Genomic DNA, 16205 nt, shown 5'->3' with positions numbered 1-16205 from the left:
AAACGAGAAAACTGTTTTGCTATGGGAGTAAATTTCGCAGCTCGTTTTCCAGAAATGGTTTCGCATTTAAAAAGCGCACAAATTCATCATATTTTAATCGCTGCTCACTTGTTGGCTTCTTCCCGGTATAATAAGCACGAATTAAAATATTTTTTGGAGTGTTTTCCATATCGATAAATTCCAATAATTGAGTATCGTAGCCGACAAGTGATAATAGTTCAGCGCGAATTGAATCCGTAGCTAATGCGGCAAAGCGCTCCTTCACTAAACCATGCTGTGTCATGATCGATAATGCAGGAGCCTGCAGCTGACGGTTCAGCTCATGTTGACAGCAAGGAACACTTAAAATAACTTTTGCGCCCCATTTTACTGCACGGGCTAATGCCATATCTGTCGCAACATCACAAGCATGAAGGGTTACAACCATATCTACAGCAGTTTCTTCATTAAAGTCATTAATATCCCCAACTAAAAATTGCAAATCTTCATATTGTAAATCAGCTGCAATCCGGTTACATTCCTCAATCACTTCCTTTTTGAGATCAAGCCCTGTGACATGTATATCAAGACCCTTTTCAATTTTTAAGTAATGATACAAAGCGAATGTTAAATAGGATTTACCTGAACCGAAATCTAGTATGCGAATAGTTTTGTCTTTAGGCAAATGGGCTAAAGAATCATCGATAAACTCAACAAAGCGATTGATTTGTTTAAACTTATCGTATTTCTGTTTCTTTATTTTCCCATCCTCTGACTGCACTCCTAAACGGACTAAAAACGGGTGAATACGGGAATCATCCAATAAATATTGTTTTTTTCGGTTATGGGATAAGTTCACTTGTTTAGTTGTCGCATTTTGATCAGATTTCCAAAGCACTTTATTCTTCTTCGAGAGTTGCACTTGTACTGTCTGCTCCTGAAACTCAGCATGTACTTGTCGGAACTGTTCAAAAAGAGCATCGAGCTTCGCGGCTAAATCTTCAACTGTAATATTTTCATGCTTTAAAATGCGCTCATATTGATACTCCAGCTGGATCATATATTCTCCACGAATTTCTACGGGCTTGAGTTTGACCCGTTTTAAGTCGCTGGATTTTTGACGTGGCTGGCTAATTGTTGCTTGAAGTAGTGTTTTATTAGAAATGAGTGCATGAAGCTGCACTTTCATTTGTTCGAATTCCATAAAAACCGCCTTTTCTTTTTTATCAATTACGCCTCGGCGTAATTGCGTCCAGATTTTTTTGAGCCTACTCAAAAATTCCCTTAAAAAATCTGTGACATCCGCCGGGGCTTTTCTTCATTCATCACTCACCAATGAAAGGTGAGTGATGAATGAAGAGAAATAATGTGTCCCTATAGTATCATAATGCGCTTATATGTTGTCATTGTACAGGCTTTTGAATTGTATGTTACGATGGGGAAAAACTATAGATGGTAGTAAGGAGGCAAAAATTTGAAAGATGTTGAAGTATTAATTGAACGCGGTGTATTAGTTGGCGTCAATTTACAAAAGGATGAGCATTTTGATTACTCAATGGAAGAGTTGGCAAATTTAGCACAAGCTTTAGATGTAGAAGTTGTCGGTATGGTGACGCAAAATCTGGAACGTGTGACACCTTCACATTATGTAGGTACAGGAAAGATTGAAGAAATTAAGGCGTTCTTTGATGAAACAGATGCCAACATTGTTATTTTTAATGATGAACTCTCACCATCACAAATCCGTAATTTAGAACGTGATTTACAATGTAAAGTAATTGACCGTACAATGCTGATTTTAGATATTTTCAGCCGCCGTGCAAAAACACGTGAAGCGCAATTACAAGTAGAGCTCGCTCAATTACAGTATATGCTTCCTCGCCTAGTTGGGCTCCATGCTTCACTGTCCCGTCAAGGGGGAGGAACAGGCGGCGGCTTTAAAAACCGTGGTGCAGGGGAAACAAAACTCGAACTCGACCGTCGTAAAATTGAAGATCAGATTTCAAAAATCAAGAAAGAGCTTGAATCCGTTAAAGAACAGCGTGAAACACAGCGGAAGCAACGCCGTAAAAATGCAGTACCTGTCGTTTCAATTGTAGGTTATACAAATGCAGGAAAGTCCACGATTATGAACCAGTTACTTGCAAAGGCTGGGCAAGACGATACGAAGCAAGTTTTTGAAAAGGATATGTTGTTCGCGACACTTGAAACCTCGGTCCGCAATATTGAACTGGAAGATAATAAATCCTTTTTATTGACTGATACGGTCGGTTTTGTCAGTAAACTGCCGCATCACTTAGTAAAAGCATTCCGATCGACATTGGAAGAAGCTCGAGAATCCGACCTGCTGCTGCATGTTGTCGATGTTTCAAATGAGGAATACCGCTTTATGATGGAAGTAACGAATGAAACATTAAAAGCGATTGATGTTGAAAATATTCCTACTATATATGTATACAATAAGTCTGACTTGGCCGAGGTGGAATATCCGTTAGTTAGCGGGGATAATATTTGGCTTTCTGCGAAAGAAGATGTAGGACTGGAAGAGTTACTTCAGCAAATTAAACAACAAATTTTTGCGAATTATGTTACATGTCAAATGCTTATTCCTTATAATCAGGGTGGAATTGTTTCCTATTTAAATGAGCAGGCAACCGTTATAGCAACGGAATATGAAGAAGAGGGTACATTATTAACGCTTGAACTTAAAGAGGCGGATTATCAGAAGTATGAAATTTATGTGGTAAAGTAATAATGGACATAACAAGCTAAAGTACGAAGTTTCATTGTACTTTAGTTTTTTTATTTTTTATTAAAATTTTATCTATATGAAAAGTCAAAATAATTTCTTTACTGAATTAATTGTTTTATAATACAAAAATCCTGTTGTGCTTATTTATTTTATTTGTCTGAAAATAGAGAAAAAACATAAAATTATAACATTTTGATTATTTGTTGATTTTAATCAACTATTAGGCTAAAGTGTTCAAGTATATTATTTCAAATGTCAGACAACAGACTTCGGAGTTTATTGTCAGAATATTAATTAATCGGGAGGATTTCAAATGTATTCAAAAGAAGAAATCGTGAAGTCCGTTCCTCAAACTGGTTTTGTCGGTCAACCTAAAGGGTTGTTTACACTATTCTTTACAGAGTTTTGGGAACGTTTTTCATATTATGGTATGCGTGCCATTCTACTATTCTATATGTACTATGCAGTTAAAGATGGTGGATTAGGACTAGATCGTACGCAAGCTAACATCATCATGTCGATTTACGGTTCATTAATCTACATGTCAGGTATTATCGGCGGGTGGATTGCTGACCGTATTACTGGTATGCGTAAAGCGATATTCTATGGCGGAATATTAATTATGATTGGTCATATATTATTGGCCTTGCCGCTTGGTGTAACAGCATTATACTTATCGATGTTCTTTATCATCATTGGTACTGGTTTATTAAAGCCAAACGTTTCATCAGTAGTGGGTGACCTGTACGCAGAAAATGATGCACGTCGTGATTCAGGATTCTCTATTTTCTACATGGGTATCAACATGGGTGGTTTCCTGGCACCTTTATTAGTTGGTTTATTCCAAAAAAACTGGGGCTTCCATGCAGGATTCAGTGTTGCTGCAGTAGGTATGTTCATCGGTTTAGTTGTTTACTTAATGTCACAAAAGAGCCTTGGTTTAGCAGGTTCTGTAGCACCAAACCCACTTTCGGATAAAGAGAAGAAAACGACAACTCGTAACTTCACAATTGGTGGTTTAATAATTGTAATTTTAGGTTTTGTAGCTTACCAAACAGGTAATGCAAGCATTGAAAACTTCTCATTATTAATTACTTTCTTAGGTGTAATGATTCCTACATTATTTATTATTTATATGTATCGTAGTCCAAAAACAAATGCAGACGAAAAATCTCGTCTATTAGCATATATCCCGTTATTCATCTGTGCGGTAATGTTCTGGGCAATTGCTGAGCAATCTTCAACAGTTATTGCAACGTTCATTGATACTCGTACAAACTTAAATTTATGGGGCTTTGAAATTCCGGCTGCATGGTTCCAGTCATTTAACCCGTTATTCATCATCGTCCTAGCGCCAATGTTTGCGATTATGTGGACGAAATTAGCGGATCGCGGACCATCAACTCCGAAGAAATTTGCTTTATCTTTATTCTTTGCAGGTATTTCATTCTTCGTAATGATCGCAGCAATCGTTTTAACTCCGGAAGATACGTTAGTAAACCCACTTTGGGTTGTATTCTCAATCTTCCTGTTAGTATTAGGCGAGTTATTGCTTTCACCAGTTGGTTTATCAGCTACTACGAAATTGGCACCAGCTGCGTTCGCAGGACAAACAATGGCGTTATGGTTCCTAGCATCAGCTGCTGCACAAGCAATTAACGCACAGTTAGTTCGAGTTTACGGAATCGTATCTGAAACAACTTACTTCGGTGTATTAGGTGGTCTATCGGTTGTATTAGGTGTTATTATCCTCCTAATTTCGCCACTCATCTCTAAAGCAATGCGCGGTATTAAATAATTATCAAACCTTTATTTACAGAATTTCTGTAAATAAAGGTTTTTTCTTTTGGTCAATAAGGAATAATAAAAGTTAACTACTTAAAAAGGTAGTATGTGGTATATAATGGGATTGGGATGATACTTAAAGAAGCGCTACGAAATCTTTCAGTAAGGAAGTATCGATTCTTCACATTAACTTCTTTCAGCGATTGTCAAAAACTTTTGCCGATAGAGACCCACTTGGGTTAATTTCGCTATAATTGGTCGAAAATAACCGGGGTAACCGATATATGTAGAACATTCCCGATGGTTACACATCTTTTTCAAAAATCATGCAACAAAGCATGGTTGCGGAGAGACACTAAGTAAAGCAAGGCGTTTTTAAGTATGAAGAAAAGTAACTATAGGGGAGGCAGAATTATGTTAGAATCAGTGACGATTAAAGAATTAACGACAATTGAACAAATTGAAGAGGCACGTAAGCTAGAGCATGAAATTTGGGCTGTCGGCAGCATTCCAGTACATCAAACAATTGCGACACTTCGCAATGGCGGGATTGTACTCGGTGCATATTTAAATGATGAAATAATTGGTTTTAACTATAGTTGCCCTGGATATATGGATGAGAATATATACTTATATTCCCATATGATTGGTGTGAAGCGTAATTATCGTGAGCAAGGCGTTGGAGAACTGCTTAAAAATTACTTAAAGGATATCGCAATAGAGCGCGGTTACAGAACTTGCCGCTGGACATTTGATCCACTTGAAGCACGCAGCGGATTTTTAAACTTTTCAAAGTTGCGTAGTTACAGCGATACTTATATAGAAAATTGCTACGGTGAAATGGAAGATCCGTTTAACCGGGTATTGCCTACAGACCGTCTTTGTGTAGAGTGGCAACTGGTTGATAATGATTACTTACGCTGGGATGCGAAAGTGGAAGAATTACTGGATGAAGCAAAACCGGTAGTGGATTGGGAAGAAAATATGGTAGGCCTTCCAACATTGGATCCGGAGCAAAAGTTTGATAAAGAAGAGGCGCTTATTCATGATGCCTATCTGTTACCTATCCCTACGAATTTCCAGAAAATCAAAGTGGAAAGTGTTGCTTTAGCAGAAGATTGGCGCTACAAAACGAGACATATTTTACAGGCAATGTTTGATCAAGATTATAAAATAATTTATTTAAACAAAATAAACGATAATATTAGCCATTACTTACTTGTAAAGCGTTCATTATTTGCTCTCTAATTAACAGTGAATGATGCCGCAGCTAAATATTATTAGGAGCAACAAAGATGAAATTAGTAGAAGTGACAATACATGAACTAGTGATGCGAATGAAAAGTCCGTTTACGACAAGCTTAGGGACTATGCAAGACAAGCGTTTTTTAGTTGTGGAGGCAAAGGATGAAAGTGGTGTAGTCGGCTGGGGTGAGGGGGTTGCATTTGAAGAGCCTTCCTATACAGAAGAAACATTTAAAACTTCATTTCATGTATTGGAGGATTTTTTGATTCCTGCATTACTGGGGAAAGAATTAAAGCATCCGGATGATGTATATGAGCGACTCCGTAAAATTCGACGCAATAACATGGCGAAAGCGTCGATCGAGGGAGCGGTGTGGGACATTTATGCTCAATTGACGAACCAATCATTGGCAACGGCTGTTGGCGGAGTCCAGGAAAAAATTGAAGTAGGAATCAGCATCGGTTTACAGCCTACAGATGAACAGCTGATACAAACAATTCAGCAGTTTTTGAATGAAGGTTATAAGCGAATTAAAGTAAAAATAAAACCGGGAAAAGATATTGAGCTGATTCGAACAATACGGCAAGCATTCCCGGCAATTCCTTTAATGGCAGATGCAAACTCTGCATATACATTGGATGATATCGATCGATTAAAAGAGCTGGATGCATTCAATTTAATGATGATCGAGCAGCCATTAGCCCATGATGACCTCATCGATCATGCCGTATTGCAAAAACAAATAAAGACACCGATTTGTTTAGATGAGAGTATTACTTCTTTAGAGGACACGAGAAAAGCGATTCAACTAGGCAGCTGTCAGGTGATAAATATTAAAATTGCGCGAGTTGGCGGTATTAGTGAGGCGAAACGTATCCATGACTACTGTATGGAACACCATATTCCTGTATGGTGCGGGGGAATGCTGGAAGCGGGTATCGGCCGTGCGCAAAATGTAGCACTGACAAGCCTTGCAAACTTTATAATGCCTGGGGATACAGCTGCTTCTGAACGCTATTGGCATGAAGACATTATTCAACCGGAAGTAACCGTTACAGATGGGTACATTAAAGTTCCAAAAACAAAAGGGCTTGGCTATTATGTAAATCGAGAAGCAATAGATAAGTACAGTGTAAATAAAAAAACATATCTTATGTAAATGAAAGACCACAATTTTAATAATTGTGGTCTTTTTCTATTCAATTATTCTTCCTATTACAATAGATACAGGATGTTGTAAATAAATCGGTGAATCGCTCTAAAAATACATTTTTCAGTCTACTCCTCTTTTATTATAAGTGAATATAAATTGTCTGTTTGATTTTCATTATTAGCAATTATATAATGATGTAGGGAAAGAGATGATTCTCATTTTCATTTAGAATATACGTAATATATATAAATCTAAAATATATAAAGAATAGTGGGAGAATGTAATGAGACTTTGGATGCTCGTAGCAGCTACCATCGTACTGTCCTTTTTATCATTATTTATTGGTGCAATCGATATTAAGCCATCTGATTTATTAGATTGGGAATCAGATAAAATGCAAATTTTCTTAATGAGTCGAGTACCACGATTAATGGCAATTATACTTGCCGGGGCAGGGATGGGTATTTCTGGATTAATTATGCAAAGCTTAAGCCGTAACAAATTCGTATCTCCGACAACGTCTGGTACACTTGATGCGGCAAAGCTAGGTATCGTTGTATCAATGATATTTTTTACAAGTGTAGGATATATGGAGAAAATTCTCTTCAGTTTTACATTTGCACTGATCGGTATGATGATTTTCATGCGTCTCCTTGAAAGTATTAAATTCAAGGACGTTATTTTTGTACCCCTTATCGGGATTATGTATGGAAATATTATTGGTGCCATTTCAACATTTCTTGCGTATGAAGCAGATGTGTTACAAAGTGTAGATACATTCTTTCTAGGAAGTTTTACGCTTGTTGTATCAGGTCGCTATGAATTGCTTTATGTAGCAGTACCTGCAATTTTTCTTGCGTACTTATATGCCAATAAGTTTACAGTGGCTGGGATGGGTGAAGATTTCGCCAAAAATCTCGGCTTAAGCTATCGTACAGTATTAAATCTCGGTTTAGTACTGGTAGCAATTATATCCACTACAGTTGTCTTGACGGTAGGAATTATACCTTTCCTGGGATTAATCGTACCGAACTTGGTTTCATTATATATGGGGGACAATTTACGTAAAACAATTCCGCATACTATTTTCTTAGGCGCAGCATTCCTATTAATGTGTGATATTATAAGTCGTTTAATAGTATACCCGTTTGAAATTCCAGTAAACACAACTGTAGCGGTAATCGGCAGTGCGATCTTCTTAGTAATGTTGTTTAGGGGGAAAGCATATGCGAAAAAATAGTACGAAGCTAATCTTCTTAGCAATTATCGCTCTAGTGTGTATTGCGTTATTTGCTTTTTACAATATTCAAGGCGGATTCAGTTATGCCTTTCCAAAGCGATTAGAGCGAATTGCGGCAATGGTTATAACTGGTACGGCAATTGCCTATGCGACCGTTACATTCCAGACTGTTACACATAACCGTTTACTGACACCTTCTATGATGGGTGTCGATTCGATGTATGAAGTAGTGCAAACGATTATTTTCTTCTTTGCAGGCTCTGCATCAATATTTGTAGTAAGCCGTTATTTAAACTTTGGTTTATCAATTGCGGCGATGGTAATTTTCGCCCTGATTTTATATCGTTTCTTGTTCCGGGCAGATAAACATCCGATTTTCCTGCTTTTACTCGCCGGAATGATTATCGGAACATTGCTCGGCAGTTTTGTAACGTTTTTACAAGTAATAATCGACCCGGTAGAATATGAAAGCTTACAGACACGTTTGTTTGCCAGCTTCATGAATGTGAAAACAGAGCTGCTGCTCATTGCTGTCATTATTTTGGCGGCTTCATTTATCTACGGTTACCGTTTATTGCGTGATTTAGATGTCATGTCACTAGGTCGAGAGAATGCAATAAACTTAGGTGTAAATTATGATAGAATAGTATTAAAAGTATTAATTTTATCTTCAGTTTTAATTGCAACATCTACTGCGCTAGTTGGTCCGATTACATTTTTAGGGTTAATCGTTTCAAACTTAGCCTATCAGTTTTTTGCTACGTACAAGCATTCCGTTTTAATAGTGGGTGCGAGTTTAATTAGTATTATTGCACTTGTCGGTGGGCAGTTCTTAGTACTGCATGTATTCCAGTTAAGTACAACGATCAGTGTTATTATAAACTTTGTCGGTGGACTTTACTTTATTTACCTAATACTGAAGGAAAGTAGGAAAGCAGGATGATTGAAATTAAAGGGCTTTCTAAAAGCTTTGGAAAAAAACCGGTCGTTGAGGATGTCTCATTAACTATACAGCCGAAAGCAATCACTTCATTTATCGGACCGAATGGAGCAGGTAAATCAACATTATTATCAATGGTAAGCAGATTGCTTGATGCAGATACAGGTGAAGTATTTTTAGATCAAAGTGATGTTAAAAAAATGAAGTCCAATGATTTTGCAAAACGTGTCGCTATTTTACGCCAGTCAAATCATTTAAATGTGCGTTTAACAGTCCGTGAGCTTGTATCATTTGGTCGTTATCCATATTCAAAAGGACGTTTGACTCCAGAAGACGAGCAGCATATTGACCGTGCGATTGAATATATGACATTGGGTGAGATGGAACATAAGTTTTTGGATGAACTGTCAGGTGGTCAAAAGCAGCGCGCATTTATCTCAATGGTAATTGCTCAGGATACGGAATATATTTTATTGGACGAGCCATTAAATAACTTGGATATGAAGCACTCTGTTCAGATCATGAAAATTTTACGCAAGCTTGTTGATGAATTGGGCAAAACAGTAGTAATTGTGTTGCATGATATTAACTTTGCTTCAGTGTATTCAGATCGGATTGTCGCGTTAAAAGATGGACGCCTTGTAAAAGATGGTCCAACAAATGAGATTATTAACTCGGAAGCATTACGAGAAGTATATGATATGCATATTCCGGTGCAAGAACAAGATGGATGTCGTATTTGCGTATACTTTAATTCACATAGTTAAATAAAAATGGTAATAAATGCATATGTTTTGCTCGCTTATGCATTTATTTTATGGATTTAAATGAGAATGAATATTAGTTTCAGAATATTCATTGACAACTATAAGCGGTTGATTTACACTAACGTTAGTTAATTGAAAACGATTATCACTCTCGCTTGAGGGCATATTAGGAGGAAAAGTAATAATGAAAAAGTGGAAATTTTTAACGGCAGCAGCATTAACATTAATGTTAGCAGCATGTGGTTCAGACGAAGAAACATCTACAAAAGATGATGCGAACGAACCAGCTAAAACAGAAGAAACAACTTCATCTACAGAAGCTTCAGCTTTCCCAATGACAGTTTCTCCATTATCAGCAGGTAGTGAAACAGAAGATGGTAAGTCTCTTACTTTTGAAGATGTAACATTTGAAGAAATGCCAAAAAATATCGTAGTATTTGACTACGGTTTCTTAGATACACTTGATGCATTAGGTGTTGAAGGTATCGTTGGTATCGCTGCAAACGGCGGTAAAGGTAACTTCCCTGAGCATTTAAAAGAAAAATATTTAACTGATTCAGTTACTGACGTTGGTTCTTTAAAACAAATCGACTTTGAAAAAGTAGCAGCTGCTAATCCGGATGCCATCTTCATCTCAGGTCGTCAAGGTTCTTTCTATGAAGAATTAAAAGAAATTACACCAAACGTAGTATTCATCGGTTCTGATAACTCGAACTATGTTGATGGCGTATTTGAAACAGTTGACTTAGCTGCTGAAATCTTCGGCAAACAAGAAAAAGCTGAAGAATTAAAAGCTGCATTACAAGAAAAAGTTGATGCTGTTAAAGAAAAAGCAGCTGGTTATGAAAATGCATTAGTAGCAATGTACAACGACAAAAAGATCTCTGGTTTTGATAACGGTGAAGATTCTCGTTTCGCATACGTGTACAATGACTTTGGTTTCAAACCATCAACTACTGACATCAAAGCTTCATCACACGGTTCTGACTTCTCTTATGAATCAATTCTTTCTGTAGATCCTGAAGTATTATTAATTATCGACCGTACGGCATCTGATGTAGAAACAATCAAAGCTGATATCGAAAACGATATCATCAAACAAACTCGTGCTTACAAAGAAGGCAAAATCGTTTACCTTGATGGCGTAAACTGGTACTTCTCTTCTAACGGTGTAACAACTGAAGCAGACAAATTAGATGAAATCTTAAATGAATTAAAATAGTATTAAAAATACGGCATGTCTCTCAACTAGAGACATGCCTTTTTTAAAAGAAAGGGGAACTAAAATGTTCGTACAAATTCGCAAATGGATTGTAACTGAAGGCAACTCTGATAAAATTATTGAGCGCTTTAGCAAAAAATTGGGTCAAGGTCCATCAATGCTTGAACAGCGTGAAGGCTTCATTGGCCGTGAACTGCTTTTAAAAAGTGTTCGACGTGGTGAAGAGGAAGTTGTAATGATTATTCGTTGGGAGTCAGAGGATGCATGGAAAGCATGGGAGAAGAGCCCTGAGCATATTGCAGGCCATAAAGCGAAAATCAAAGAGCATGGCGGTAAACCACCAAAGCCGGACTTCGTTATTTCGATGGAACACGGAAATTACACAGTTGTGGAATAAGGGATGTATAAGGGGAAATCTACTTTGCAGAGTTTTTTTGGCAAAGTGGATTTTTATTTTTTATATAATACATATAATAATAGTGTTAGTAACAGTTTGACTGAAGAAAGTAGGTATTTGTTTGAAAAAGAGAGTTTCAGTTTTTGCGCTAATTACATTGGTGATGTTTCTGATTATTGCACTAAATTTCGATACACCAAGCTTCGAGGCATTCGATATAAAAATCCGCTCATTATTATTCGGGAATAGTTTTATTATATTATTTCACAATTTAGGAGAAATAAAGTTTATTATAGTGGCAACCGTTATTATGCTGCTGTATATTGCAATCTTTAAAAAAGATTTTCGCGGTGTGCTCTTTGTGCTACTTACAGTAGGTGTTGGAAATGGTCTGAACCAGCTTTTAAAGCGTATCTTTGCACGACCACGTCCGGAAATTGAAGATCAGCTTTCGTCGTTTAGCTTTCCTTCCGGCCATGCACAAATTAGTGTATTATTCTTTTTAACGCTGGCATATTTGATTTCGATTTGGCTGAAAAACAAGAAGTGGAAATTTACTACATACGGTTTAATGCTAGTCCTTATTTTTTTAATAGGTTTGTCACGTATAGCGGAAGGTCGCCACTATGCAACGGATGTTTTAGCAGGGTGGAGTATCGGGTATACTTGGTTTATCATATGCGTATTATGGTATGAGTCAAAAAAACATAAATAGAAGCAATGGGATTCCTGATGTTTAGGAATCCCTTTTTTAGCAATTGATTTGGTTCCCTGCATAAGATGTTTCCTGATTGAAAAAAGTTGCACATAGGAAACATCGTGCGTATAATATGAGAAAAGATTATAAAGAAGGAGAATTGTATGGATGAGAATGTAATATTAGCGTTAGGATTAACATTATTTGCAGGGCTTGCTACTGGTATTGGCAGCTTGATCGCATTTTTTACAACACGTACGAATAAGAAGTTTCTTTCGGTTGCATTAGGCTTTTCAGCAGGTGTTATGATTTATGTATCACTTGTTGAGATTTTTGTGAAAGCGAAAGACGCTTTAGTAAACGTTCATGGGGAAACAGTAGGGTATTGGTACACCATCATCGGCTTTTTCGGAGGAATGCTTGTAATTGCCTTAATCGACCGCTTTATTCCAAAGGGGAATAATCCGCACGAAGTAAAATCTGTAGAAGATGTTCAAAACGCTCAATTAATCGGTAATGAAGATGTAGAAGCAGACCGCCTCATGAAAATGGGGTTATTTACAGCGCTGGCAATCGCGATTCATAACTTCCCCGAAGGTATTGCGACATTTATGGCGGTATTGCAAGACCCGAATGTCGGAGTAGCGATAGCAATTGCTGTAGCCATTCATAATATCCCGGAAGGTATTGCGGTAGCTATTCCTATCTTTTATGCAACAGGGAAGCGTATGAAGGCATTTAAATGGTCGTTCGCCTCTGGTTTATCAGAGCCGCTCGGTGCATTTATTGCCTACTTAGTACTAATGCAATTTATGACAGATACATTGTTCGGTATTGTTTTTGCTGGTGTTGCAGGTATTATGGTATTTATTTCGATTGATGAGCTGTTGCCGGCTGCTAAAAAATATGATGAAGCCCATTCCTCTATTTACGGATTAATAGCAGGTATGGCAGTTATGGCTATCAGTTTAGTGATGTTAACTTAATTTTAATAACTTCATGAAAAAGCCAGCAGCTCCTACCACGGAGCATGCTGGCTTTTTTAAGTATCGGGAATAAAGCTTCGGTGCCTATTGGCTGAATAGAAGCTTTATTCTTTTTTATCAAGATGCGGCTGTTACATTTTCAGATGCAACAGTAAATGTTGTATTTGGGTATTCATTTTTTTCGATTTCATCAAGCAATGCGACAGCAAAATCAGCATAACTGATATAACTGTTAAATTGCGAGTTTACTAAAATTTTCTCTTCGCCTTTAATGTAATGACCGGTACGTGGTCCATCCGAATCGAACATAGCTGATGGGATGGCAAAGGACCATTGAATTGAAGAGCTTTCCAAATCACGTAGGTTCTGCAATTGAGCCTTTGCTGCGACAGCAAGGTCCTCAGGATAATCTTCAAGATCCATAAGGCGGACTGTTTTTTCACGATTAACAAAAAGGCAGCCTGAACTGCCGATCACGAACAATTTTTTCTCTGTTCCTTCTAGTAAGGAAATTAAATGTTCACCGGCATCAACATGTAAATGTTCTTCCCCTGGCAGCGGAGCAAAAGCATTAATTACAATATCGAAAGGAGCAATTTGTTCCTTTGTTAATTTAAACAGGTCGCTTTCAATAATATTAATATTTTCTTCTTGTACTGTTGCCTTATTTTTTACAATCGCTGTCACATCAAAGTTTCTCATGATGGCTTCTCTTAAAATATGAGTTCCTGCCTTACCTGCAGCCCCAATAACTGCAATTTTCATAAACATTACCCCTTTCTAACAGTAGATTTATTAATATACCCAAATTTAAGGGGAATTATGCATAAAATGCAAAATAGGATAGAAAAAACAAAAAATGTACGTTATTCAATGTGAGAATAACGTACATTAAACACTCTAATGAAGAGTTTAATCTATAAATATATTATTAATAACTTTGACAGTTGAGCCGGATGGTGAAGCGGTTGTCACTACGACTTGATGGTCCGGAAATTGTTGCTGCATTGATTCAACAAATTGTTCGGATAAAGCGAGCGGAATCATTGAGATTAATGTTGGACCGGCACCACTTAAAGCAGTTCCATACGCTCCAGCCTTTTTTGCAGCTTCGCGAATTTCATTATATTCGGGAATGAGGTTTGCACGGAAAGGCTCATGGAAAAGATCTGCTTCCATATAACGTCCAATTCGCTCATAATCCTTTGCAATAAGGGAAGCGGCCAGCATATTCGCATTGGCACTTGCACGCACTGCATAGCTTCTTTTAAACTGCTCCGGTAAAACACCGCGTGATGCTGCTGTTTTGAGTTCGATATTCGGAATAAATACAACGAATGCCGCATCCATCTCCTGAATATGTAGTGTGTCCACAATTCCTGCTTCATCCATTGAAGAGATCGTCAATCCTCCCAATACCGAAGCGGTCGCATTATCAGGATGGCCTTCAATTTGAGATGAAATATTCAGCTTATCCTGTTGCGATAATTTCAAATCCCCTAAAATATCGGCTAATTCAATAGCTCCTACAATTGCTGCCGCACTGCTGCCGATACCACGAGCAAGGGGAAGCTCACTAGTCATCTCGATTTTACATGGAGGCAGGGTCGCATTATATTGCTTTGCTACCTGCTGTGCGATTGTATAAATTAAATGCGTTTCGACTGATGTTTCAGAGGGCACATTGTCACCAATATGCACAAATTCCCACTCATCCTGTAATGTGACATCCAATGTTAGATAGAGCGATAATCCAAGACCAATGGAGTCAAATCCAGGACCTAAATTTGCTGTACTGCCAGGAACTTTGATTTGCCACTTTTTACTCATAGACTAAATACGCCCTCGATATAATTACGGATTTCCTGCTCATCATTTTGAAGTGAGACAAGGTCTACAGTCGAAACATTCATCGCTGTATCAGGATCTTTTAAGCCATTTCCAGTAAAGACTGTAACAACACGGCTGCCTGCAGCGATTTTGCCGGCTTTCACTGACTTAATGACACCAGCTAATGAAGCAGCCGAACCAGGTTCCACAAAGATCCCTTCTTTGTTGGCGATTAGTTTATAAGCATCTAAAATTTCATCATCAGTTACTGAATTAATTAGACCGCCTGACTCATCACGAGCTGTTTCAGCGAACTTCCAGCTTGCTGGATTCCCGATACGAATCGCTGTTGCTACTGTTTCCGGATTTGCAATTGGTGCTCCTTGCACGATTGCAGCAGCACCTTCTGCTTCAAAACCGTACATTTTAGGAAGACCGCTTTGTTTTGCTTCATTATATTCTTTAAAGCCTTTCCAGTAAGCTGTAATATTCCCTGCGTTTCCTACAGGAATACATAAGTAGTCTGGGGCTTGACCAAGTTGATCAACAATTTCAAACGCAGCTGTTTTTTGACCTTCAATACGATATGGATTTACAGAGTTAACAAGTGCGATTGGAGTATTTTCCCCGATTTTGCGCACAATATTTAATGCATCATCAAAGTTGCCGTCAATTTCAATAATTTTCGCACCGTACATGCAAGCTTGTGCCAATTTACCGAGTGCCACTTTGCCTTTAGGAATGACTACGATTGACTGAATGCCGGCACGTGCCGCATATGCTGCGGCTGCTGCAGATGTATTGCCTGTAGAAGCACAAATGACAACTTTAGAGCCCTCTTCAATTGCTTTTGCAACAGCAAATACCATACCACGGTCTTTAAAAGAACCAGTTGGATTAGCGCCTTCAATTTTTCCGTATAACTCAATTCCAAGCTCTTTAGATAAATTTACTAATGGGATTAGTGGTGTATTTCCTTCATTTAGTGATAAAGCAGGTGTATTTTCAGTAACAGGTAGGTACTGTTTATATTCTTCGATAAGACCTTTCCACATAGATAATAAACTCCTTCTGTTCTCGCTAGGTGAACATTTGTTTTTGTATACAAGACATTTTATACCTATGTGTCCCTTATTTCAATAGGAATTGTTAAATTGTCGGAACAATTCGTTAAGTTAAAAAAATGTTGTCACTTTTAAGAAAGAAATGTA

At 37.7% G+C, this 16205-nt stretch carries 15 protein-coding genes; 11 read left to right on the top strand and 4 right to left on the bottom strand.

From position 1 onward, the window contains the following. Positions 1 to 19: 19 nt before the first annotated feature. Positions 20 to 1183: a class I SAM-dependent methyltransferase gene (locus ABS917_RS12670; protein ID WP_350479311.1), complete on the bottom strand. Its 1164-nt coding sequence runs from the start codon at positions 1181 to 1183 to the stop codon at positions 20 to 22. A gap of 270 nt (positions 1184 to 1453) precedes the next feature. Between ABS917_RS12670 and hflX the strand changes: the two genes are divergently transcribed. The 11 genes from hflX to zupT all read left to right on the top strand — a co-directional run bounded on the left by hflX (position 1454) and on the right by zupT (position 13164). Further along, complete coding sequence (gene hflX / locus ABS917_RS12665; protein ID WP_350479310.1) at positions 1454 to 2731, top strand: GTPase HflX; 1278 nt, start codon at positions 1454 to 1456, stop codon at positions 2729 to 2731. A 313-nt stretch (positions 2732 to 3044) separates the two neighbouring features. Further along, the gene (locus ABS917_RS12660; RefSeq protein WP_350479309.1) at positions 3045 to 4529 is read left to right on the top strand and encodes a peptide MFS transporter; all 1485 of its coding nucleotides are present in this window, start codon (positions 3045 to 3047) and stop codon (positions 4527 to 4529) included. Between the two features lie 401 nt (positions 4530 to 4930). Next, on the top strand, positions 4931 to 5764 hold the full coding sequence (locus ABS917_RS12655) for a GNAT family N-acetyltransferase (protein WP_350479308.1): 834 nt from the start codon (positions 4931 to 4933) through the stop codon (positions 5762 to 5764). A gap of 47 nt (positions 5765 to 5811) precedes the next feature. Then, positions 5812 to 6921 carry an o-succinylbenzoate synthase gene (gene menC / locus ABS917_RS12650; protein ID WP_350479307.1) on the top strand — a complete coding sequence of 370 codons (1110 nt, stop codon included), beginning with the start codon at positions 5812 to 5814 and terminating at the stop codon, positions 6919 to 6921. A gap of 277 nt (positions 6922 to 7198) precedes the next feature. Next, a complete protein-coding gene (locus ABS917_RS12645) occupies positions 7199 to 8155 on the top strand; it encodes an ABC transporter permease (protein ID WP_350479306.1) in 957 nt (318 codons plus the stop codon). Next, positions 8142 to 9098: an iron chelate uptake ABC transporter family permease subunit gene (locus ABS917_RS12640; protein WP_350479305.1), complete on the top strand. Its 957-nt coding sequence runs from the start codon at positions 8142 to 8144 to the stop codon at positions 9096 to 9098. Before ABS917_RS12645 ends, ABS917_RS12640 begins: the two co-directional genes overlap by 14 nt. Then, positions 9095 to 9862, top strand: a complete 768-nt coding sequence (locus tag ABS917_RS12635; RefSeq protein WP_008405841.1) for an iron ABC transporter ATP-binding protein — start codon at positions 9095 to 9097, stop codon at positions 9860 to 9862. The genes ABS917_RS12640 and ABS917_RS12635 overlap by 4 nt, the downstream gene beginning before the upstream one ends. A 184-nt stretch (positions 9863 to 10046) precedes the next feature. Further along, positions 10047 to 11084, top strand: a complete 1038-nt coding sequence (locus ABS917_RS12630; protein ID WP_350479304.1) for a siderophore ABC transporter substrate-binding protein — start codon at positions 10047 to 10049, stop codon at positions 11082 to 11084. A 64-nt stretch (positions 11085 to 11148) separates the two neighbouring features. Continuing rightward, entirely contained in the window at positions 11149 to 11481 is a 333-nt protein-coding gene (locus tag ABS917_RS12625; protein WP_350479303.1) for an antibiotic biosynthesis monooxygenase family protein, read from the top strand. A 121-nt stretch (positions 11482 to 11602) separates the two neighbouring features. Next, on the top strand, positions 11603 to 12196 hold the full coding sequence (locus ABS917_RS12620; RefSeq protein WP_350479302.1) for a phosphatase PAP2 family protein: 594 nt from the start codon (positions 11603 to 11605) through the stop codon (positions 12194 to 12196). Between the two features lie 146 nt (positions 12197 to 12342). Beyond that, positions 12343 to 13164, top strand: a complete 822-nt coding sequence (zupT, locus tag ABS917_RS12615; protein ID WP_350479301.1) for a zinc transporter ZupT — start codon at positions 12343 to 12345, stop codon at positions 13162 to 13164. Positions 13165 to 13281: 117 nt separating this feature from the next. Here zupT and ABS917_RS12610 read toward each other — a convergent pair whose 3' ends face one another. From ABS917_RS12610 to thrC, 3 genes are all read right to left on the bottom strand, one after another. Further along, complete coding sequence (locus ABS917_RS12610; protein ID WP_350479300.1) at positions 13282 to 13929, bottom strand: NAD(P)-dependent oxidoreductase; 648 nt, start codon at positions 13927 to 13929, stop codon at positions 13282 to 13284. A gap of 147 nt (positions 13930 to 14076) precedes the next feature. Beyond that, positions 14077 to 14994, bottom strand: a complete 918-nt coding sequence (thrB, locus tag ABS917_RS12605; protein WP_350479299.1) for a homoserine kinase — start codon at positions 14992 to 14994, stop codon at positions 14077 to 14079. Further along, positions 14991 to 16049: a threonine synthase gene (gene thrC, locus ABS917_RS12600; RefSeq protein ID WP_350479298.1), complete on the bottom strand. Its 1059-nt coding sequence runs from the start codon at positions 16047 to 16049 to the stop codon at positions 14991 to 14993. The genes thrB and thrC overlap by 4 nt, the downstream gene beginning before the upstream one ends. Positions 16050 to 16205 lie beyond the last annotated feature (156 nt).

The organism is Solibacillus sp. (genome assembly GCF_040273735.1).
Lineage (GTDB): Bacteria > Bacillota > Bacilli > Bacillales_A > Planococcaceae > Solibacillus.
This window is presented reverse-complemented; position numbering and strand designations above follow the sequence as displayed.

Excerpts from the sequence above, each read along its gene's own strand:
- ABS917_RS12660 (WP_350479309.1), top strand. The coding sequence starts at position 3,045 with ATGTATTCAAAAGAAGAAATCGTGAAGTCCGTTCCTCAAACTGGTTTT.
- ABS917_RS12655 (WP_350479308.1), top strand. The coding sequence starts at position 4,931 with ATGTTAGAATCAGTGACGATTAAAGAATTAACGACAATTGAACAAATT.
- zupT (WP_350479301.1), top strand. The coding sequence starts at position 12,343 with ATGGATGAGAATGTAATATTAGCGTTAGGATTAACATTATTTGCAGGG.
- ABS917_RS12625 (WP_350479303.1), top strand. The coding sequence starts at position 11,149 with ATGTTCGTACAAATTCGCAAATGGATTGTAACTGAAGGCAACTCTGAT.
- ABS917_RS12635 (WP_008405841.1), top strand. The coding sequence starts at position 9,095 with ATGATTGAAATTAAAGGGCTTTCTAAAAGCTTTGGAAAAAAACCGGTC.
- ABS917_RS12670 (WP_350479311.1), bottom strand. The coding sequence starts at position 1,183 with ATGGAATTCGAACAAATGAAAGTGCAGCTTCATGCACTCATTTCTAAT.
- ABS917_RS12610 (WP_350479300.1), bottom strand. The coding sequence starts at position 13,929 with ATGAAAATTGCAGTTATTGGGGCTGCAGGTAAGGCAGGAACTCATATT.
- ABS917_RS12640 (WP_350479305.1), top strand. The coding sequence starts at position 8,142 with ATGCGAAAAAATAGTACGAAGCTAATCTTCTTAGCAATTATCGCTCTA.
- thrC (WP_350479298.1), bottom strand. The coding sequence starts at position 16,049 with ATGTGGAAAGGTCTTATCGAAGAATATAAACAGTACCTACCTGTTACT.
- menC (WP_350479307.1), top strand. The coding sequence starts at position 5,812 with ATGAAATTAGTAGAAGTGACAATACATGAACTAGTGATGCGAATGAAA.
- ABS917_RS12630 (WP_350479304.1), top strand. The coding sequence starts at position 10,047 with ATGAAAAAGTGGAAATTTTTAACGGCAGCAGCATTAACATTAATGTTA.
- ABS917_RS12645 (WP_350479306.1), top strand. The coding sequence starts at position 7,199 with ATGAGACTTTGGATGCTCGTAGCAGCTACCATCGTACTGTCCTTTTTA.
- thrB (WP_350479299.1), bottom strand. The coding sequence starts at position 14,994 with ATGAGTAAAAAGTGGCAAATCAAAGTTCCTGGCAGTACAGCAAATTTA.